Here is a 20575-nt window from a genome sequence, read left to right on the forward strand (position 1 = left end):
TGATCAGCAGCGGCAGCGGCAGCGGCAGCGGCAGCGGCAGCGGGTGGGGGCGGCGGCGGTGGCGGCGGGCGGGTGGGGGTGGGTGGGTGGGTGCGTAGAGTTGGGGGTGGGGAGACGGAACTGGGGCGGGGAGTCGAGTTGCTGGTGCGGCAGGTGGGGCACTGGCAACAGCCACGCTGGTCGGCCGTTGCCTCGGCCGGCAACCTGCCCCGGGCGAACCTGGTGCATCGGCTGGTACAGGAGATCGCCGACCTCGCCGCCGACGCGGAGGGGCAGCCCCGGCGGAACGTACCCCGGCTCGACAACGACCTGGCCCTGCCCGACCAGCTTCGGGTGGTGGCGGCCGACCTGCTCGCCGCCGGCCCGCCCGACGACGTCCTGGCCCGAGCGGCGGCCCAGGTGGCCGCCACCCGGACCGCGCTCTAGCCCGCTGTCGCCGCGCGCCGGCCCAGCCAGCCGTCCCGCCGGCCAGGCTGCCGCCGGGCCGGGCCAGTTCGCCGTCGTGCCGGCCAGGCTGCCGTCGTGCTGGGCAGCTGCCCGGCTGGGCCAGTTCGCCGTCAGTTGAGGCGTTCGAGGACCATCGCCATGCCCTGACCGCCGCCGACGCACATGGTCTCCAGACCGATGGTCTTGTCGTGCCACTGAAGGGCGTTGAGCAGCGTGCCGGTGATCCGGGCGCCGGTCATGCCGAACGGGTGACCGACGGCGATGGCGCCGCCCATCACATTCACCTTCTCCTCGGGGATGCCGAGTTGGCGGTACGACGGGATCACCTGCGCGGCGAACGCCTCGTTGATCTCGACCAGGTCGACGTCGTCGATGGTCATGCCGGCGCGCTTGAGTGCCTGCCGGCTCGCCTCGACCGGGCCCAGCCCCATGATCTCCGGGGACAGTGCGGTGACACCGGTGGAGACGATCCGGGCCAGCGGGGTGATGCCCAGTTCCTCGGCCCGCTGGGCGCTCATCACGACCACGGCGGCGGCCCCGTCGTTGAGCGGGCAGCAGTTGCCGGCGGTGATCCGGCCGTCCGGGCGGAAGACCGGTTTGAGGGCGGAGACCGCCTCCAGGGTGACTCCCGCGCGTGGGCCGTCGTCGGTGCTCACCACCGTGCCGTCAGGCGTGCTGACCGGGGTGATCTCGCGGGCCCAGAAGCCTTTCGCGATCGCCTGCTCGGCGAGGTTCTGGCTGCGTACGCCGAACGCGTCCATGTCGGCGCGGGACACGTCGTACGCCTGGGCCAGGTTTTCTGCCGTTTGTCCCATGGACAGATAGACGTCGGGCAGCGCGTCCTGCTCGCGCGGGTCGGTCCAGACCGGGGCGTCTGCTTCGGCGCGGGCCTCGGAGCGCGCCTGTGCCTCGGCGAAGCGTGGGTTCTCCCAGCGGCCGATCAGGGACTGCGCCTCGGACGGCAGCCGGTCGGAGTTGCCCCGAGCGTAGCGGGAGACGGCCTCCACACCGGCGGAGACGAACACGTCGCCCTCGCCGGCCCGGATGGCGTGCATCGCCATCCGGGTGGTCTGCAACGAGGACGCACAGTAGCGGGTGAGGGTGGCACCGGGTAGGCCGTCGAGACCCATCAGTACGGCGACCACGCGGGCCATGTTGAAGCCCTGCTCGCCACCGGGCAGGCCGCAGCCGAGGTAGAGGTCGTCGATGTCTCGTGGATCGAGCTGGGGGACCTTGTCCAGCGCGGACCGCACGATGGTGGCGGCGAGGTCGTCCGGGCGGAGGTCACGGAGGGACCCCTTGTGGGCCCGGCCGATGGGGGAGCGGGCGGTGGCGACGATCACGGCATCGCGGGGCGACTCAATCGGCATGCCGCAACGTTAACGCGGGAGTAACATGCCGCGGAAGCAACCCGGCGCCGGGGAAGATGTTCAGCGGCGCTGGGCGACAGACGTCAGCGGCGCTGGGCGAGCGCTGCGGGGGAGATGTCAGCGGCGCTGGGCGAGCGCCGTGGGGAGATGTCAGCGGCGCTGGGCGACGGCCGCGGCTGCGGCCACCGCCGGCAGCAGGGCGTGTGCCCAGACCCGGTACCCGTCGGCGGAGGGGTGGTAGCCGTCCGGACAGAAGGTGTTGGCGTCGGCCCGGAACACCGGCCCGGTCTCGGCGGCCAGGTCGACCACTGTTCCGCCCGCGTCGAGTACCGCGCTCGTCTGGGCCCGGCCGACCCGGCGGCCCACCCAGCCGACGACCTGACGCAGCGGTGGCGCGATGGCCCGTACCGCGCCGAGATCCGGGCAGGTGCCGACCACCACCTCGACTCCGGCCTGGCGCAGCCGGTGCACCGCCGCGCCGAGGTAGGCGGCGGCCTCGACCGGACGACGCAGGTCGGTGGCGTCGTTCGCGCCGACCAGGACGACCGCCACGTCCGGCCGCTCACCGAGCAGCGCCCGGGCCACCTGGGTGGCCAGGTCGGTGGAGCGCGAGCCGGAGACGCCGACGCTGGAGAGGTGCACCAACCGCCCGGCCGGCCCCTCGGCGAGCAGCTCGGCCAGTTGCCCGCCGATGGTGTCGCCGAGGCGGTCGACGCCGACACCGAGGGCGGAGGAATCGCCGAGCAGCACCAGCCGCAGCGGCGGGGCGCCGGTGCGGCCGACCGTCGCCCGGAGCGCCAGACCCAGCTCGGGCTGGGCGTAGCGGCGGTTGCGGGCCACCACGGCCTGACCGGCGAGCACGGCGGCGCCGCCGAGCGCACCGGCGAGCAGCGAGACGCCGGCGGCACGGGCCAGCTGCGCGCCGGGAGACAGGTTGCTCATCTGGCCGTCCCAGGGGTGCCGGCGCCGTACGGGCGCCTGATCCGCTCGATCATGTGCGTCCCTCCACTGCCTGTGATTCGGGGGTGGGAGTCGGCTGCGACGCCGTGCCGGCACCGAAGAACCCCCGGCGGCGCAGTCGAGCCCAGCGGCCAGCCGGCCCGACATTGCTGCCGAGAAGCTGCGTCCCGCTGACCTCCGTCCCGGGATGCCGGGCCGCCTCCTGAGCCGCCTTCGGCAATGACCGTACGCCTTCGAGCCGGATCGGCGAAGGTCTCCGTTCCGGACCGGCACCCAACGCGGCGAGCACCGTGGGTAGCAGCGCGGCGGCGGCTGCGGCATATCCCTCGGCGGACGGGTGGAAGCGGTCCCAGGCGAACATCCGCCCCGGCTCGGCGTTGAAGCGTGGCCCCAGCAGATCGCCGAGGGAAACCGTCCAGCCGCCGGCCGAGACGACGGCGACCGTCTGGGCGGCAGCGAGCTGCCGACTCCACCGGCGGGCCAACCAACGCAGCGGCGGCTGAATGGGGCGGATCGCGCCCAGGTCGGGGCAGGTGCCGACGACCACCTCGGCGCCGACGGCACGCAGCGCGCGAACCCCCTCGACGAGGTAGCGCACGGCCAGGGCGGGCGGCGTCCGGTTGGTCACGTCGTTGCCGCCGATCAGGATCACCGCGACGTCGGGTCGGCACTCCAGGGCGGCCTCGACCTGGAACCTGAGCGCCGCCGAGATGGCACCTACCACGGCGAAGCGGTGCAGCCGCACCGGCCGTTGAAGCCGGCGGGACAACCCGGTCGCCAGCAGCGCGCCCGGCGTCTCCCGTCGGCGGTGCACGCCGTAACCGGCAGCCGTGGAGTCGCCGAGGATGACCATGGTGACCGCCGGACCGGGAAACTTCGCGCCGTAGACGCCGTCGCAACGCGGTGGCGGGGCCTCGGCCATCGGGATGGTGCGCCGGGCCTGGCGGGCCTGGCCGAAGAGCAGGCCGGTGGTCGCCCCCGCAGCCGCTACCGTGGCGGTCGTGCCGATCGCTGCCAGGCGGGCCACTCGCCAGGCGCGCGACCAGCGCGGGCGATTCGGTACGGCGTACTTGTCGACCCCCACACCGCGACACTAGCGCGCCGGTACGACGGTCCGCTGTCGTCACGATGGCGTCCCCGGTGCCTGGAAAACGACTGCATTGGGTACTTGAATATCGAGAGTTGCGCCGGGTCGTCACGCTGCACGTGGAGAGGAGCACGACGATGGCTAAGACGTTGAAGCGGGGTGCGGCGTTCGTGGCGCTGGGCCGGGCGCTGACCGCCGGTGCCCGGGGCGGTCCGTCGCTCGGCGCGCGGATCGGTGCGCTGCCCAGGATGATCGCGGCCACCGCCCGTGGCCAGTACGACGGCGGCCTGCGGCTGGCCATGATGACGGCGGCGACGGCGTACATTGTCTCCCCGATCGACGCGGTGCCCGAAATGTTCCTCACGGTGTTCGGGCTGATCGACGACGCGGTGATGGTCACCTGGCTGGCCGGCGCGGTGCTCGCCGAGACCGAGCGGTTCCTGGAGTGGGAGGCTCGTCGCAGCTCGGTAATCCCCGGGCACGCGGTGCCCTGACCCGACGTACCCTGGGCGCGGGATCACCGAGAGCAACCCGCCCGGCCTGCGGCGCCGGCGCCGGAGGAGAAGGGCACAACGAGGTGCAGTACTACGACAACGTCGTCGAGATGATCGGCAACACCCCGCTGGTACGGCTGCGCAACGTCGCCGAGGGCATCCAGGCGACCGTGCTGGCGAAGGTGGAGTACCTCAACCCGGGTGGCTCCGTGAAGGACCGGATCGCGCTACGCATGGTGGAGGATGCCGAGGCCGCCGGCATCCTCCGGCCGGGCGGCACCATCGTCGAGCCGACCAGCGGTAACACCGGCGTGGGGCTGGCCCTGGTGGCGCAGCTGCGCGGCTACCGCTGCGTCTTCGTCTGCCCGGACAAGGTCAGCCAGGACAAGCAGGACGTACTGCGGGCGTACGGCGCGGAGGTGGTGGTCTGCCCGACCGCCGTCGCGCCGGAGGACCCCCGCTCGTACTACAACGTCTCCGACCGGCTGGCCCGGGAGATTCCCGGCGCCTGGAAGCCCAACCAGTACGCCAACCCGGCGAACCCCCGTTCGCACTACGAGACCACCGGCCCCGAGCTGTGGAAGCAGACCGACGGGCGGATCACCCACTTCGTCGCGGGGGTGGGCACCGGTGGCACGATCTCCGGCATCGGGCGGTACCTCAAGGAGGCGTCCGGCGGCACGGTCAAGATCATCGGGGCGGATCCGGAGGGCTCGGTCTACTCCGGCGGCACCGGCCGGCCGTACCTGGTCGAGGGAGTCGGTGAGGACTTCTGGCCGGAAACGTACGACCGGGAGGTGGCCGACGAGATCATCGAGGTGTCGGACAAGCAGTCCTTCGAGATGACCCGGCGGCTGGCCCGCGAGGAAGGGCTGCTGGTCGGCGGTTCCTGCGGCATGGCGGCCGTGGCCGCGCTGGAGGTGGCCCGCAGTGCCGGACCGGACGACCTGGTCGTGGTGCTGCTGCCCGACGGCGGCCGAGGCTACCTCTCCAAGATCTTCAACGACGCCTGGATGGCCCGGTACGGCTTCCTCAACAACTCCGGCTCCGAGCCGACCGTGGCGGAGGCGCTGGTTGGCAAGCCGGGCGGGCTGCCCGAGCTGGTGCACGTACACCCGACCGAGACGGTCCGCGACGCGGTCGACTACATGCGCGAGTACGGCGTCTCGCAGTTGCCCGTGCTCAAGGCCGAGCCGCCGGTGGTGACCGGCGAGGTGGCCGGCTCGATCGCGGAGAAGGACCTGCTCGACGCGCTCTTCACCGGTCAGGCCCACCTGCACGACACGATCGAGCGGCACATGGCACCGCCGCTGCCGATGATCGGTGGCGGTCAGCCGGTAAGCGAGGCGGTCAACCTGCTGGAGAAGTCCGATGCCGCGCTGGTGCTGATCGACGGGAAGCCCAAGGGCGTCCTCACCCGCCAGGACCTGCTCGCCCACCTCGGCGCCCGCTGAGCGGTAAGGAAGGGCCCCCTTTTAACGCCTCGTGCATAGCAGGGGCCCCCTTTTAACGCCCGGCCGCGAAATCAGCAGATCGAGTGTTAATAGGGGGCCCTTCCTCTACCGCAGGCGTTAAAAGGGGGCCCTTCCTTACCCCAAAGTGCGGGTGTAGCGGAGTTGGGGGGTGGGGGCGTTGCCGATCATCTCCGCCCGCTCCGCCCCGGTCGGCTGCCAGCCGCCGCGCTCGTAGAAGCGGCGGGCGTGGGTGTTGTCGCGCAGCACCCAGAGCGCGGCGTGGTGCCAGCCGCGCGCCTGCATGGCGGACAGCGCGTCGATCATCAGGGCGCGGCCGATGCCCCGGCCGCGTTCGGTCGGCTCCAGATGTATGGCGTTGAGCAGTCCGGTGACCGGGTCGCCCTCGTCGTCGGGGCCGAGGTAGCTGAAGCCGACGAGGGTGCCGGCCCGCTCGGCGACGGTCATCCGGTGGTCGGTCTGCTCGTGCTCCCATCGGGTCACCCAGTAGCTGCCCATGGCCTCGGGTGTGGGGTGGACCAGCGCGGCGGGCGGCAGGAAGGCGGAGTACGCGGCGATCCGGGACCGCTGGTGCAGGGCACCCACCGCCATCAGGTCACCGGCGGTCGCCGGACGGAGGGTGACGATCACTCTCCCGAGGGTACCCGTCGGGGTGGAACCTGAATCGTGGTCAGATCCTCGGCGATCACCAGGTCGCCGTCGAAGTGGGCGCGGGCCTCGTCTGCGAAGCGGGCCGGGTCGGCGTACCGCTGGGAGAAGTGGGTGAGCACCAGGCGGCGTACCCCCGACTCGGCCGCCACCCGCGCGGCCTGGCCGGCGGTGAGGTGCCCGACCTCGGCGGCGAGCGCGGTCTCGGAGGCCAGGAAGGTCGCCTCGATCACCAGCAGGTCGGCCTGCTCGGCCAGCGCGTACACGGCGTCGCAGAGGCCGGTGTCCATCACGAAGGCGAACCGCTGCCCGGGCCGGGGCACGCTCACCTCCGCTCGGGTGACGCGGCGCCCGTCGTGGTCGAGGTGACCGACGCGCTGCAACTCGCCGACCGCCGGCCCGCCGATGCCGTACGCGGCCAGCCGCTCCGGCACCATCCGGTACCCGTCGGGCTCGATCAGCCGATAGCCGTACGTGTCGATCGGGTGGCGCAGCCGGCGCGCCTCCAGGGTGCCGCAGCGCAACGCGATCCGTTGCCCGTCGGTCTCGATCGGCGCCACGGCCAGTTCGGCGGTCTCGTGGAAGGAGCTGGCGTGCCGCAGCCGGGCGAAGTATTCGGTGCCCTCGGCCGGGAAGTGCACCGCCACCGGATGCGGTACCCGGTCCAGGGAGAGCCGCTGGATGGTGCCGGGTAGCCCGAGGCAGTGGTCGCCGTGGAAGTGGGTGACGCAGATCCGGGTCAGGTCGGTGGCGGTGACGCCGGTGTGCAGCAACTGCCGCTGGCTGCCCTCGCCCGGGTCGAAGAGGATCACCTCGTCGTCCCAGCGCAGCACGTACCCGTTGTGGTTGCGGGCCCGGGTCGGGGCCTGGCTGGCCGTACCGAGCACCACCAGCTCGCGCATTGACACGTCGACCTCCCACGCTGGCCCGACCGAGCCGGGGCATTGAGCGACCCGGGAGCATGCCGCGACCCTGGGCATTGAGCGACCCGGGAGCATGCCGCGACCCTGGGCATTGAGCGACCCGGGAGCGTGCCGCGACCCTGGGCATTGAGCGACCCCGGAGCGTGCAGCGACCCCTGGGCATTTAGCGACCCCGGGCATGAAGCGACCCCCGGGGCTTCCGCGTTGACGCGGGCCGGCTGGACTGGGCCGGCACCCCGGGGGTCGGGTGGCTTGTCGTGGATTCGCCGCACCGCTGCCACACGGTCTCGACGACTCTTACCGTGCCCACCCACAGGGGTGGACGCACTGTCGAGGACAGCGGCTAGCGGACAGCCACCTCACGAGTCCGATTGCTATACAAGTCTGGACCACCTCCTTTCCCGTGTACCGCCACGCTATCCAGCGTCGACCCCGGCGGCAACGGATTTCGATCACATCTGGCGGCGGCCCGACCCGGTCGCCGACGGCGGGAGGCGCCTCAGGAGGTGGGGGCGATGCCGATCGGGCCCTCCCGGGGGCCGTCCTCGCTGGCCGGCTGCACCGACAGGGACGGGAAGTCGGCCAGGTCGCCCTCGGGTTCGGCGTCCCATTCCGGGAAGACCAGGTCGCTTTGCAGATAGAGGCAGAGCAGTTGGGTCAGGTGGCGGAGCCCTTCCAGGTGGGTCCGTTCGTGGCCGTGGGTGGCGTCGACACCGAAGCCGACCAGGGCCACCCGGGCGTGGGCACCCGCCTCCACCGCCGCCGCCACGTCCGAGCGGTAGTAGTCGAAGACGTCCCGGACCAGGTCCACGTCGTGATCCCGGGCGATCGCGGCCAGGTTGCGGGTGAGGTGGTAGTCGAAGGGACCCACCCCGTCGCCCATCGCCAGGGTGGCGGCGTCCTCCCGGGACTGCTGCCCCGGCGCGACCACCGCCGCGTCCACCGAGACGATCTCGGCGACGTCCGGGTCGAGGCCGTGCGACGCGCCGTGGCCGATCTCCTCGGTCACGGTGATCAGCAGGTGCGCGCTGACCGCCGGCGTCACCCGGGCGTCGACCAGGGCCTTGATCGCGGTGAGCACGGCAGCCACCCCGGCCTTGTCGTCCAGGTGCCGGGACTTGACGAACCCGCTGGGGGTGATCGTCGGGTTGGGCAGGAACGCCACGAAGTCGCCCGCGTCGATGCCGAGCGCACGCAGGCCGGCGATGTCCTCCACCGGCTCGTCGACGCGTACCTCGACCTGCTCCCAGCCGATGCCCTGCTCGTCGACGGCGTCGTTGTAGCGGTGCCCGCTGGCCTTGAGCGGCAGGACCTGACCGGTGATCACCCGCTCCAGGTCGTCGGTGAAGATCCGTACGTGCGCACCCTCGGCGAACCGGGCGCTGTGCGTACCGATCTGCTTCAACTCCAGCCGACCGTTCTCCTTCAGCCGCTTGACCATCCCGCCGATGGTGTCGGTGTGCACCACGATCGCCCGGTCCGCGCCGGTCTGCCGGGGACCGGGCAGGCAGGCGCTCAGCGCGCCCCGGCGGGTAAGCGTGGACGGGATGCCGAGCGCCGAGAGCCGCTCACCCACGTACTGCTGCACGTGGTCGGTACGCCCGGAGGGGCTGGGAATGTCCAGCAGCTCGAGCAGCACCTGACGCAGGTAGTCCAGGTCGATCGGCAGCGGGAGGATCTTGCGTACGGTCATGCCTGTGATGTTGCCGCACCCGCCGGGGTCCACAGCCGTTGCGGTGCCCGAGTCCCGGGAAAGAGCAGGTCCACGAAGCGTTCGGCGGTGGGCTGCGGTTCGTGGTTGGCCAACCCGGGCCGCTCGTTGGCCTCGATGAAGACGTGTTCGGGCTGGTCGGGAGCGGGCACCAGCAGGTCGAGGCCGGTCACCGGGATGTCCAGCGCCCGGCTGGCGGCCACGCACGCCTCGGCGATCACCGGATGCAGCTCGCCGGTGACGTCGTGGATGGTGCCGCCGGTGTGCAGGTTGGCGGTCCGGCGCACCACAAGCATCTCCCCTTCCGGCAGCACGTCGTGGAACTCGTAGCCGGCCTCGGCGACCACCTCCCGGGTCATGTCGTCAAGCGGGATGCGGGACTCCCCACCGGTGGCGGCGGCGCGGCGGCGGCTCTGTCGCTCGATCAGCTCGGCGATGTCGTGCACGCCGTCGCCGGTGATCGCGGCCGGTCGGCGTACCGCCGCGGCCACCACCTCGTGGTCGATCATCACAACCCGCAGGTCTTCACCGGTGCAGAGCTCCTCCAGCAGCACCTCGGGGCAGAACCGGGCGGCCAGCTCGACGGCGGCGGCCAGCGCCTCGGGGGTGCGTACGCCCACCGTGATGCCGTTGCCCTGCTCGCCCCGGGCCGGCTTGACCACCAGCTGACCCACTTCGGCCAGGAACTCGGCGTCGGCGGCGTCTCCGGTGGCGGTGCGCCCGCGCGGCACCGAGAGGCCGGCTTCGGTCAGGATCCGGCGGGTGACCCGCTTGTCGTCGCAGCGGCTCATCGCCACCGCCGAGGTCAGCTCGGAGAGCGACTCGCGGGTGAGGATCGTCCGGCCACCACTGGTCAGCCGCAGCTCACCCCATTCCGGGTCGGTCACCTCCACCCGGATGCCCCGCCGCATCGCCTCGTCGGCGACGATCTTCGCGTACGGGTTGAGCTGGTCGTAGCCGGCCGGCATGGCGGGCAGGAACAGCCGCTCGTTGATCGGATTCTTCCGCTTCACGCAGAGCGTGGCGGTGCGGTAGAAGCCGAGCCGCTCGTAGAGCCGGATCGCCCCGGCGTTCTCGGCCAGCACCGACAGGTCCACGTACGCCCGGCCCCGGGCGACCAGGCGGGTGGCCAGTTCGGTGATGAGCGCCTGGCCGGTGCCGGGCGGTGCCTGGTTGAAGTCGACAGTCAGGCACCAGAGACTGGCGCCGTTGTCCGGGTCGTCGAAGACCGCCACGTGGTCGATGCCGGTGATGGTGCCGACGATCTCACCGGTCGTCGCCTCCGCCACCAGGTGCAGGAAGCGATCGGTGGCGGCGTTGTCGACAAGCGTGTCGACCGGTGCGGTGACCATGCCGTTGGCCGCGTAGATCCGGTTGACCGCGTCCGCGTCGGCGGCGTCGCGCAGCCGGCGGATGCGTACTCCGGGCAGCTCCGGCCCGCTGTCGACGGGCGCCGGGGTGTCGGCGGTGCCGGCCTCCTCGCTGGTCCCACCGGCGCGTCGGCGGGCACCACCGAGCGGCAGCCGGTAGGTGAGCGACGGGTCGATGAACAGCTCGTCGGGCAGCCGGGAGACCAGGACGTGCGGGTCGCGCAGGTAGATGCAGATGTCCCGGGCACCGGCCGCCTCGGAACGCAGCACGTCGGCCACGGCGGCCTGATCGGGGAAGGTCTGCCCGAAGACCAGCCGGCCCCAGCCGCAGTCGAGCACCACACCTTCGTCGCCGGGTGGGCGCTCGGTGTCCGTCTCGGTGCCGCCGGCGGCGATCGGATCACCCCCCGGCCCGATCCGCTCGTACCGTCGTCCCGCGCCTCGACCGCGGTCGGTCCGGGCCACCCCGGTGGCCAGGGTGCCGGTCATGCTCAGTCGATTCCGTGGCTCTGGAGCCACATTTCCAGGAGTCCGAGTTGCCACAGCTTGTTTCCGTTCAACGGGGTCAGTTCGGCGTTGGGAGCGTCGAGCAGGGCGTTGACGTAATCGGTGCGGTACAGGTCGCGGCGGCGGGCCTCGGGCGCGTGCAGCGCGTCGCGTACCCGGTCGAGGAGCTTGCCCTCCAGGTGGGTGAGGCCCGGCACCGGGAAGTAACCCTTCGGCCGGTCGATCACCTCGTGCGGCAGCACCCGGCGGCCGATCTCCTTGAGTACGCCCTTGCCGCCCTGGGCGAGCTTCAGCTCGGGCGGGCAGGCGGCGGCCAGTTCCACGAACTCGTGATCCAGGAACGGCACCCGGGCCTCCAGCCCGTGCGCCATGGTCATGTTGTCGACCCGCTTCACCGGGTCGTCGGTCAGCATGATCTGGGTGTCGATGCGCAGGCCGGCGTCGACGGCGGTCTGCGCACCGGGGCGGCCCAGGTGTGCGGCGACGAACTCCCGGGCCGGGTCTCCCGCCGCGAGCCAGTCCGGGTTGAGCACCCGGGCCAGGCCGGCGGCGTCGCGGTCGAAGAAGGCCCGGGCGTACGTGTCCAGGGCCTGCTCGCGGTCGACCCGGTGCAGCGGCGGGTACCAGTGGTAGCCGCCCAGGATCTCGTCGGCGCCCTGGCCGGACTGCACCACCTTCACGTGCCGGGAGACCTCCCGGCTGAGCAGGTAGAACGCCACGCAGTCGTGGCTGACCATGGGCTCGCTCATGGCCGCGACGGCGGCCTCCAGCGGGGGCACCAGATCCCCGGCGGCGACCCGGATCTGGTGATGGTCGGTGTCGAAGGTCTTGGCCACCACGTCGGAGTAGCGGAACTCGTCGCCCTCCCGGCCGCCGACCGCGTCGAAGCCGATGGAGAAGGTGGAGAGCCCGCGCTGTCCCTCCCCGGCGAGCAGGGCCACCACCAGGCTGGAGTCCAGGCCACCGGAGAGCAGTACGCCGACCGGCACGTCGGCGACCATCCGTCGGCGTACGGCGGTGGTCAGGGATTCGAGCAGCGCGTCCTGCCAGTCCTTCTCCGACCAGCCGGCGTGCTCGCTGCGGCGCAGGAACGGCGGGTCCCAGTAGACCCGCTCGTGGCTGCGCCCGTCGGCCTCGTAGACCCGGACGGTGGCCGGGGGCAGCTTGCTCACCCCGCGCAGGATGGTGCGCGGCGGCGGCACGATGCTGTGGAAGCTGAGGTAGTGGGCCAGCGCCACCGGGTCGATCGTGGTGTCCACGCTACCGCCGGCCAGCAGGGCGGGCAGGGTGCTGGCGAAGCGCACCACGCCGGGCGACTCGGCGAGGTAGAGCGGCTTGATGCCGAGCCGGTCCCGGGCGAGCACCAGGCGCCCGGTGTCCCGCTCGCTGATCGCCACGGCGAACATGCCGACCAGGTGGTCGACGAAGTCGAGCCCCCACTCGGCGTACGCCTTGATCACGACCTCGCTGTCGCCGTTGGAGAAGAACCGGTGGCCCTTGGCCGCCAGTTCGGCGCGCAACTCCCGGTAGTTGTAGATGCAGCCGTTGAAGACGCCGGTCAGGCCGGCCGCGGAGTCGACGATGGGCTGGCCGCTGGCGGCGGACAAGTCAATGATCTTCAGCCGGCGGTGGCCGAGCGCGGTCGCGCCCTGGGACCAGACCCCGCTGTCGTCGGGCCCACGATCGCTCATGGTGGCCGCCATCGACTCCACCGCAGCGACGTCGGCGCGTGACCCGTCCCGCCGGAACTCCCCTGCCAGTCCGCACATGCCAGCAAATGCTGCCAGAGGATGTTGCGATTCGCCTGTTGAGACCATGACGGTCGTGTAACAGCCTTGCTAGAATCCGCGCCCCGCGAGCAATTGCCGTGACATGGGAAGCCCTCAGACGCCATTTCCGCCCATCGCGGCCCGGCTGCGAGGCTTACGCGAGCCGCACAGGTGTGACAAGAACCGCACAAGTCATCCGTACGGGGTCGACGACCACTGCGCCGACCCCGCGCGACGACCTCAGCCGGCGGTACGGGCCACCCCGACCGGGCAGCTCAGTCCGTTCGGGCCGTGGTTGCAGTAGCCGTTCGGGTTCTTCGTGGGTGCCAGATACTGCTGGTGGTAGTCCTCGGCCAGGAAATAGTCGCCCAGCCGGCCGATCTCGGTGGTGATCTCGCCCTTGCCGGCCCGGGCCACGATCGGCGCGAACGCGTCCCGGGACGCCTGCGCGGTGGCGAGCTGATCGTCGGTGGTGGCGTAGATCGTGGAGCGGTACTGGGTGCCCACGTCGTTGCCCTGGCGCATGCCCTGGGTCGGGTCGTGGTTCTCCCAGAAGACCTTGAGCAGGTCCTCATAGCTGATCCTGGTGGGGTCGTACACCACCTGCACCACCTCGGCGTGCCCGGTCTCGCCGGAGCACACCTCCTCGTAGGTGGGGTTCGGGGTGTAGCCACCCGCGTAGCCGGCCGAAGTGGTGAAGACGCCGGGCAGGGTCCAGAACAGCCGCTCGGCCCCCCAGAAACACCCCATTCCGAAGACCGCGACCTGCGTGCCCTCGGGGAACGGGCCCTTCAGCGGGGTGCCGAGCACCTCGTGCCGGTCGGCGACCGGCATCGCGATCGGGCGGCCGGGCAGGGCCCGGTCAGGGGAAATCATCTCGGCCTTCAGGCGGCGGAGGAACACGGTGGAACTCCTTTCGTACCCTTCCCCGCGTGCAACACCGGCGGACCCCACTTCCTTACCCGCCCCGCCACCGGTCAGGCCCGCCCCCGCCGCCCTCAGGTCCGAGCGGACCGAATTTGTTCGGCAGCGGGGAAGAAATCTGAACGAACAATTTCGGGTACAAGCTCGTCAGGCCGGATCGGTGGAGAGGGCGGTGCGGATGCGGTCGGCGTACGTGGCGGCATCGGCGTCGTCGGCGTAGCGGGTACGCGGCCAGAAGAAGCCGCGCAGGCCGTCGCCCTTGGTCCGGGGCACCACATGCGTGTGCAGGTGCGGCACGGACTGGGACACCTTGTTGTTCATTGCCACGAAGGTGCCACCAGCCGCCAACCCGGCCTCGACCGCGACGGCGAGCCGCCGGACCAGCCCGAAGTAACCGGCGAGGGAATCCGGCGGCAGGTCGGCGAGGGTGACCACGTGGCTGCGGGGCACCACCAGCAGGTGCCCCTTGAACACCGGCCGGGTGTCCAGGAACGCCACCCCGTCCGGCTCGTCGACCACCCGGAACGCCGGCACCTCACCCGCCACGATCCCGCAGAACACACAACTCGCCACTGGCCGACCGTACCCCCGCGACCGTTCAGCCCCGCGCAGGCGATCGCGGGCGCCGCTGTCGACCGGCGGGTGCCATGGCCGGTCGGTGGGGCGGCCCGGAGGACTAACGTCTGCGTCATGAACCACGGTTTCGATACGCTCGCGATCCACGCCGGCCAGGACCCGGAGGCCCGCACCGGCGCGGTGATCCCACCGATCTACCAGACCAGCACGTACGCCCAGGATGCCGTCGGCTCGCCCCGGCTCGGGTACGAGTACAGCCGGTCCGGCAACCCGACCCGGGACGCGCTCCAGGAGTGCCTGGCCGCGCTTGAGGGTGGGCCGGTCGGGCTGGCCTTCGCCAGCGGGCTGGCCGCCGAGGACGCGCTGCTGCGTACCGTCTGCGCACCGGGTGACCACGTGGTCATCCCCGATGATGCGTACGGCGGCACGTACCGGCTCTTCGCCAAGGTGGCGCAGCGGTGGGGGCTGGCGTACACCCCGGCGAAGATCTCCGACCCGGAGGCCGTGCGGGCCGCGATCCGGCCCGGCAGCACCAAGGTCGTCTGGCTGGAGACGCCGACAAACCCGCTGCTCGGCATCGCCGACATCGCCACCCTCGCCGCCGTCGCACACGACGCCGGTGCGCTGCTGGTGGTCGACAACACCTTCGCCTCGCCGTACCTGCAACAGCCGATCACCCTCGGCGCGGACGTGGTGGTGCACTCCACCACGAAGTACCTCGGCGGGCACTCGGACGTGGTGGGCGGGGCACTGGTGGCGGCGGACGCCGCGCTCGGCGAGGAGTTGCGCTACCACCAGAACGCGATGGGCGCGGTAAACGGCCCGTTCGACGCCTGGCTCACCCTGCGCGGCATCAAGACCCTCGGCGTACGGATGGACCGGCACTGTGACAACGCCGAGCGGATCGCCACCTACCTGGACGGGCACGCCAAGGTCAGCGAGGTGCTCTACCCGGGGCTCGCCGCGCATCCCGGGCACGAGGTGGCGGCCAAGCAGATGCGCCGGTTCGGCGGGATGATCTCGTTTCGGGCGGCCGGCGGCGAGGAGCACGCTGTCGAGATCTGCAACCGGGCCAAGCTTTTCGTGCTCGCCGAGTCGCTCGGCGGGGTGGAATCCCTGATCGAGCACCCGGGCCGGATGACACACGCGAGCGCTGCCGGCTCGCCGCTTGAAGTTCCCGGCGATCTCGTGCGACTGTCTGTCGGCATCGAGACGGTCGAAGACCTGCTCGCCGATCTGGAGCAGGCACTGGGCTGACCGCTGGCTGGGGAGGGTGGCCGTGCAGGACATCATGCCGACCTGGGTGGGGGCGACCGCCAAACAGATCGCCCGGGGCGTACGCCGGGGAGACGTCTCCGCCACCCAGGTCCTGGCCGACCACCTCGACCACGTGGCCAAGGCCGACGCCGACCTCGCCGCCTTCCGCGTGGTACGCGGTGGGGAGGCGGTGACCGAGGCGGAGAAGGTGGACGAGCAGGAGGACCTGGCCAACCTTCCGCTGGCCGGGGTGCCGGTAGCGGTCAAGGAGAACACCCCGGTGGCCGGCATGCCCACCTGGAACGGTTCGGCTGCGGTGCGTACCCCGGTGGCGGAGGCCGACCACGAGGTGGTCCGCCGGCTACGCGGCGCCGGTGCGGTGATCCTCGGGGTCACCCGGATGCCCGAGCTTGGCCTCTGGGCGGTCACCGACGACGACACCGCGGTCACCCGCAACCCGTGGGACCTGGACCGGACTCCCGGTGGCTCGTCCGGTGGCGCGGCGGCGGCGGTGGCGGCCGGGCTGGTGCCGATCGCGCACGGCAACGACGGACTCGGCTCGATCCGTATCCCGGCGGCCTGCTGCGGCCTGATCGGCCTGAAGCCTGGCCGCGGTGTGGTGCCCTGCCAACTCGGTGCCGAGGACTGGTTCGGGCTGACCGAACACGGGATCCTCAGCACCACGGTGGCCGACGCGGCGGTCGGCTTCCGGGTGCTCGCCGGCCGCGCCCAGGAGAAGCTCGTTCCACCGCAGCGGCTGCGGGTCGGGGTGTCGTTGCGGTCTCCGGTGCGCGGCGTCGCGCCCGACGCGCCGAACCGGGACGCGGTCGCCGCCGCCGGCCGGTTGCTCGCCGGAGCCGGGCACGACACCGTGCCGGCGGACCCGGTCTACCCGACCGCCCTCGGGCTGAAGGGCGTCGCCACCTGGTTCGCCGCCGCCGCGGCGGATGTCCAGGCCGCCGGGATCGACCGGCGCACCCTGCAACCCCGCAGCCGCCGGCACGTCCGGTTCGGCGAGTGGGCGACGCGGCGCGGGTACGTCCGGGAGGCCGACCGGCTCGCCTGGCGGGAACGGTCGATCGGGTTCTTCGCCGACCACTCGGTGGACCTGCTGCTCACCCCGGCGCTGGCCGCCACGCCTCCGCCGGCCACCAGCTGGTCGGCCCGCTCCTGGCGAGCGAACATGCTGGCCAACATCCGGTACGCCCCGTACGCGGCGCCCTGGAACATCGCCGGCCTGCCCGCCCTGGTGGTCCCGGTGGGGCGCCGCCCGGACGGGTTGCCGCTGGCCGTGCAGCTGGTCGGCCCGCCCGGCTCGGAGCTGCTGCTGCTCGGCGTCGCCGGCCAGTTCGAGATGGCCGCCCCGTGGCCGCGGCACGCCCCCGGTTATCCCCGGGTCGGCACGGGAGGATCCGCCGGCACCTGATCGCCACAGCTCCGCCGGTCGGGCCCGGCGGGGCGGGTGGCACGATCGGGGCATGACGGAACTGGTCAGCCTCGACGAGGTGCGGGCCGCGCGGGCACTGCTCACCGGTGTCACCCGCACCACCCCGCTGGAGCCCTCCCGCCCGCTCACCGACGTGCTCGGCGGACCGGCGTGGCTCAAGTGCGAGAACCTGCAACGGGCAGGCTCGTACAAGGTGCGTGGTGCCTACGTGCGGATCGCGCGGCTGTCGGAGCGGGAGCGGGCCCGGGGAGTGGTCGCGGCGAGCGCCGGCAACCACGCCCAGGGGGTGGCCCTCGCCGCCGGGCTGGTCGGTACCCGGGCCACCGTCTTCATGCCGGTGAACGCGACGTTGCCGAAGGTGGCGGCCACCAAGCGGTACGGCGCCCAGGTGGAGCTCTTCGGGGCCACTGTGGACGAGGCACTGGTCGCGGCGCAGGCGTTCGCCGAACGCACCGGCGCGGTGCTGATCCATCCGTTCGACCATCCCGACGTGATCGCCGGGCAGGGCACGGTGGCGATGGAGATCCTGGAGCAGTGCCCCGAGGTGCAGACGATCGTCACCGGGGTCGGTGGCGGCGGGCTGGTCTCCGGGATGGCGGTGGCGGCCAAGGCGCTGCGCCCGGATGTCCGGGTGATCGGCGTACAGGCGGCGGAGGCGGCGGCGTTCCCGCCCTCGCTGCTGGCCGGCGAGCCGGTGCGCCTGGACACCTTCGCCACCATCGCCGACGGCATCGCGGTCGGCCGGCCGGGCGAGGTCACGTTCGCGCACGTCCGCAAGCTGGTCGACGAGATCGTCACCGTTACCGAGGAGGACATCTCCCGGGCCCTGCTCATGCTGCTGGAACGCGGCAAGCAGGTGGTGGAGCCGGCCGGGGCCGCGGGCGTGGCGGCGTTGCTGGCCGGCGCGGTCGACGTGACGACACCGGTGGTGGCCGTGTTGAGCGGCGGCAACATCGACCCGCTGCTGATGCTTCGGGTGATCGAGCACGGTCTGGCGGCGGCCGGTCGCTACCTGCGGGTCACCGTCCGTTGCCCCGACCAGCCGGGACAACTCGCCTCGCTGCTGCGCGAGATCGCCGACCAGCGCGCCAACGTGGTGGACGTGGAGCACCAGCGGGCCCACCCGCACCTGCGCCTCGGCGAGGTGGAGGTGGCGTTGTCGGTGGAGACCCGGGGGGTCGAGCACTCGGAGACGCTGATCACTGCGCTGCGGGCCAGCGGCTACCAGGTGACGATCGCGCCAGAGGCGTGACACCCGCACGGGGTGCCACGCCTCTGCGTGTCGCGCGCCGCATACCTTCGGTCGCTCGGCCGGACCGGTGGGTCAGCCGGTCGTGCGGCCGGACCGGTGGGTCAGCCGGTCGTGCGGCCGGACCGGCGGGTCAGCCGGAGAACGGCTCGAAGCTGACCACCGTCACCTTGATGTCCGCGCCGCTGGGCGCGGTGTAGGTGCAGGTCTGCCCGGCCTTGCCGCCCAGGATCGCCTGGCCGAGCGCCGACTCCGGGCTGTAGACGGTGAGGTCGGTGGTCGAGGCGATCTCGCGGGAGCCGAGCAGGAACGTCTCTGTGTCGTCGGCGTCGTCGTCGAAGTAGATCGTCACGACCATCCCGGGCGCCACGGCGTCGACGGTCGGCGCCTCGCCGACCTGGGCGGTGCGGAGCAGCTCCTTGAGGTAGAGGATGCGCCCCTCGGCCTTGCCCTGCTCCTCGCGCGCGGCGTGGTATCCGCCGTTCTCGCGCAGGTCGCCTTCCTCACGCCGGGCGTTGATCTCGGCGGCGATGATCGGCCGGTTGGCGATCAACTCGTCGAGCTCGGCCTTCAGGCGGTCGTACGCGTCCTGGGACAGCCAGGTGGCGGGCGCCTCGTTGCCATTGGACACAGGCGGTCCTCCTCAGTTGTGCGTGCTGGCTGACAGGTGAACCTCCAAGTTACCAGTGCCCCACGACAAGGAGTGTCGGCGATCACGTCCGGTGCGTCGGTGGGCACCGGCACACCGAAACCGGGAACCCGGGCGCGGCCTCAGGCGGGCGACCGGTGGTCTCCGGGGGACGCGGGGCGCGGCCTCAGGCGGGCGGCCGGCAGCGGACCACCTCACCGATGAAGGGCCGGGCGGTGGTGGTGAGGCGGTGCCGGACGGTGACCTGGCGCTGCCCCTCGGCGGCGGAGACCGGCACCTCTTCGCGGGCCAGTTCGGCACCGGCGTGGTCCCGGGCCCGTAGTACGCACACCGCGGACCCACCCTCGGGCAGGTGCACCCGGAAGTCGACCACGACCTGGTTGTCGGTGATGTCCGAGTAGGTGATCACCTGGGCGTCGTACGTGGGATCGCCGTACTGCCGGTAGAGCCGGGCCGAGATCACGGTGAGCACCGCGAGCGCGGCGACCACCAGCAGCGCGGTCAGCACCGGCCGGCGGCGGCGGGGGGCCCGTCGGTGGCCGTACCGGCCCGGCGGGAACACCGGCGCGCCCGGCGGAAGTGTGGCGTGCGTCTCGGTCACCGGCGGGTATCTCCCTGGCGTTGTTGTCGGCGGCATCGGCAAGAATGGCGGAGATCCGTCATTCCTGCCCGGCTCGGTGCAGAACTGCTGCTGTCAAATATGACAGCCAGTGCGGGCCGGCACCGCGACGGGGGAGTAATCCGGCAGGTCAACGGTTGGCCCGGGGTGGGTCCGCCGGTGGGCAGAGACGAGGAGCGCCGACGTTGGCAGAGCAACTTCGACTCATGGCCGTCCACGCGCATCCCGACGACGAGTCGAGCAAGGGCGCCGCGACCACGGCGAAGTACGTGGCCGAGGGGGTGGACGTGCTTGTCGTGACGTGCACCGGTGGGGAGCGCGGCAGCGTGCTCAACCCGAAGCTCGACCGGCCCGACGTGTGGGCCAACATCGCCGAGATCCGTCGGGCCGAGATGGACGCGGCCCGGGCGATCCTCGGCATCGAGCAGGCGTGGCTCGGCTTCGTCGACTCGGGCCTGCCCGAGGGCGACCCGCTGCCGCCGCTGCCGGAGGGCTGTTTCGCCCTTCAGGACGTCGACGTGGCCGCCGGCCCGCTGGTGCGCCTGATGCGGCAGTTCCGGCCACACGTCGTCACCACGTACGACGAGGAGGGCGGCTACCCGCACCCGGACCACATCATGTGCCACAAGATCAGCGTGGCGGCCTTCGAGGCCGCTGGCGACGCGGAGCGTTACCCGGAGCTGGGTGAGCCGTGGCAGCCACTGAAGCTCTACTACGACATCGGTTTCTCCAAGGGCAAGATCCTGGCGCTGCACGAGGCGATCCTGGCCGCCGGCGTGGAATCGCCGTACGCGGAGTGGCTGACCCGCTGGGAGGACCGGCCGGACAAGGGGCCCCGGATCACCACCCGGGTCGAGTGCGCCGACTACTTCCCGGTCCGCGACGACGCGCTGCGTGCCCACGCCACCCAGGTCGACCCGGACGGCTTCTGGTTCCAGGTGCCGATGGAGTTGCAGCAGCGCGCCTGGCCGACCGAGGATTTCCAGCTGGTCCGGTCGCTCGTCGACAGCCCACTGCCCGAGTCCGACCTGTTCGCCGGGGTTCGGGAGACGGCGCATGCCCGCTGATCCGGCGGCGGGCTACCCTGGTCGCACGC

At 72.0% G+C, this 20575-nt stretch carries 19 protein-coding genes; 7 read left to right on the forward strand and 12 right to left on the reverse strand.

All coding sequences use genetic code 11. The features are described from left to right. The first annotated feature begins 90 nt into the window (after positions 1 to 90). A complete protein-coding gene (locus QQG74_RS04750) occupies positions 91 to 426 on the forward strand; it encodes a hypothetical protein (RefSeq protein WP_341719067.1) in 336 nt (111 codons plus the stop codon). A 131-nt stretch (positions 427 to 557) separates the two neighbouring features. Here the strand turns inward: QQG74_RS04750 and QQG74_RS04755 are convergent, their stop codons facing one another. From QQG74_RS04755 to QQG74_RS04765, 3 genes are all read right to left on the reverse strand, one after another. Further along, on the reverse strand, positions 558 to 1817 hold the full coding sequence (locus QQG74_RS04755; protein WP_341719068.1) for an acetyl-CoA C-acetyltransferase: 1260 nt from the start codon (positions 1815 to 1817) through the stop codon (positions 558 to 560). Between the two features lie 150 nt (positions 1818 to 1967). Further along, on the reverse strand, positions 1968 to 2759 hold the full coding sequence (locus QQG74_RS04760) for an SGNH/GDSL hydrolase family protein (RefSeq protein ID WP_341719070.1): 792 nt from the start codon (positions 2757 to 2759) through the stop codon (positions 1968 to 1970). Positions 2760 to 2808: 49 nt separating this feature from the next. Further along, entirely contained in the window at positions 2809 to 3861 is a 1053-nt protein-coding gene (locus tag QQG74_RS04765) for an SGNH/GDSL hydrolase family protein (RefSeq protein WP_341719071.1), read from the reverse strand. A gap of 140 nt (positions 3862 to 4001) precedes the next feature. Here QQG74_RS04765 and QQG74_RS04770 point away from each other — a divergent pair, with 140 nt between their 5' ends. Beyond that, positions 4002 to 4358: a YkvA family protein gene (locus QQG74_RS04770; protein ID WP_341719072.1), complete on the forward strand. Its 357-nt coding sequence runs from the start codon at positions 4002 to 4004 to the stop codon at positions 4356 to 4358. Positions 4359 to 4441: 83 nt separating this feature from the next. Next, a complete protein-coding gene (locus tag QQG74_RS04775) occupies positions 4442 to 5812 on the forward strand; it encodes a cystathionine beta-synthase (protein ID WP_341719073.1) in 1371 nt (456 codons plus the stop codon). Between the two features lie 135 nt (positions 5813 to 5947). Here QQG74_RS04775 and QQG74_RS04780 read toward each other — a convergent pair whose 3' ends face one another. The 7 genes from QQG74_RS04780 to QQG74_RS04810 all read right to left on the reverse strand — a co-directional run bounded on the left by QQG74_RS04780 (position 5948) and on the right by QQG74_RS04810 (position 14255). Further along, entirely contained in the window at positions 5948 to 6460 is a 513-nt protein-coding gene (locus tag QQG74_RS04780; protein WP_341719074.1) for a GNAT family N-acetyltransferase, read from the reverse strand. Beyond that, the gene (locus QQG74_RS04785; RefSeq protein WP_341719075.1) at positions 6457 to 7386 is read right to left on the reverse strand and encodes a ribonuclease Z; all 930 of its coding nucleotides are present in this window, start codon (positions 7384 to 7386) and stop codon (positions 6457 to 6459) included. The genes QQG74_RS04780 and QQG74_RS04785 overlap by 4 nt, the downstream gene beginning before the upstream one ends. Positions 7387 to 7900: 514 nt before the next feature. Further along, on the reverse strand, positions 7901 to 9094 hold the full coding sequence (locus QQG74_RS04790) for an osmoprotectant NAGGN system M42 family peptidase (protein WP_341719076.1): 1194 nt from the start codon (positions 9092 to 9094) through the stop codon (positions 7901 to 7903). Next, the gene (gene ngg, locus QQG74_RS04795) at positions 9091 to 10971 is read right to left on the reverse strand and encodes an N-acetylglutaminylglutamine synthetase (protein ID WP_341719077.1); all 1881 of its coding nucleotides are present in this window, start codon (positions 10969 to 10971) and stop codon (positions 9091 to 9093) included. The genes QQG74_RS04790 and ngg overlap by 4 nt, the downstream gene beginning before the upstream one ends. Before the next feature lie 2 nt (positions 10972 to 10973). After that, complete coding sequence (locus tag QQG74_RS04800) at positions 10974 to 12758, reverse strand: N-acetylglutaminylglutamine amidotransferase (protein ID WP_341719078.1); 1785 nt, start codon at positions 12756 to 12758, stop codon at positions 10974 to 10976. A gap of 240 nt (positions 12759 to 12998) precedes the next feature. Further along, positions 12999 to 13661 carry a peptide-methionine (S)-S-oxide reductase MsrA gene (msrA, locus tag QQG74_RS04805; RefSeq protein WP_341719079.1) on the reverse strand — a complete coding sequence of 221 codons (663 nt, stop codon included), beginning with the start codon at positions 13659 to 13661 and terminating at the stop codon, positions 12999 to 13001. A gap of 168 nt (positions 13662 to 13829) precedes the next feature. Next, on the reverse strand, positions 13830 to 14255 hold the full coding sequence (locus tag QQG74_RS04810) for an HIT family protein (protein ID WP_341719080.1): 426 nt from the start codon (positions 14253 to 14255) through the stop codon (positions 13830 to 13832). A gap of 117 nt (positions 14256 to 14372) precedes the next feature. On the opposite strand from QQG74_RS04810, the gene QQG74_RS04815 reads away from it, so the two are divergent. From QQG74_RS04815 to ilvA, 3 genes are read left to right on the forward strand one after another with little or no spacing between them, the layout of a single operon-like run. Continuing rightward, the gene (locus tag QQG74_RS04815) at positions 14373 to 15515 is read left to right on the forward strand and encodes a cystathionine gamma-synthase (RefSeq protein ID WP_341719081.1); all 1143 of its coding nucleotides are present in this window, start codon (positions 14373 to 14375) and stop codon (positions 15513 to 15515) included. A gap of 16 nt (positions 15516 to 15531) precedes the next feature. Continuing rightward, positions 15532 to 16941: an amidase family protein gene (locus QQG74_RS04820; RefSeq protein WP_341719082.1), complete on the forward strand. Its 1410-nt coding sequence runs from the start codon at positions 15532 to 15534 to the stop codon at positions 16939 to 16941. Positions 16942 to 16993: 52 nt separating this feature from the next. Next, entirely contained in the window at positions 16994 to 18214 is a 1221-nt protein-coding gene (gene ilvA / locus QQG74_RS04825; RefSeq protein ID WP_341719083.1) for a threonine ammonia-lyase, read from the forward strand. A gap of 130 nt (positions 18215 to 18344) precedes the next feature. Here the strand turns inward: ilvA and greA are convergent, their stop codons facing one another. Together greA and QQG74_RS04835 are read right to left on the reverse strand one after the other, a co-directional pair. Further along, a complete protein-coding gene (greA, locus tag QQG74_RS04830; RefSeq protein ID WP_341719084.1) occupies positions 18345 to 18842 on the reverse strand; it encodes a transcription elongation factor GreA in 498 nt (165 codons plus the stop codon). A 184-nt stretch (positions 18843 to 19026) separates the two neighbouring features. After that, on the reverse strand, positions 19027 to 19461 hold the full coding sequence (locus tag QQG74_RS04835) for a DUF4307 domain-containing protein (protein WP_341719085.1): 435 nt from the start codon (positions 19459 to 19461) through the stop codon (positions 19027 to 19029). A gap of 203 nt (positions 19462 to 19664) precedes the next feature. On the opposite strand from QQG74_RS04835, the gene mca reads away from it, so the two are divergent. Beyond that, entirely contained in the window at positions 19665 to 20546 is an 882-nt protein-coding gene (gene mca / locus QQG74_RS04840; RefSeq protein WP_341719086.1) for a mycothiol conjugate amidase Mca, read from the forward strand. Positions 20547 to 20575 lie beyond the last annotated feature (29 nt).

This window comes from Micromonospora sp. FIMYZ51, assembly GCF_038246755.1.
Taxonomy (GTDB): domain Bacteria; phylum Actinomycetota; class Actinomycetes; order Mycobacteriales; family Micromonosporaceae; genus Micromonospora.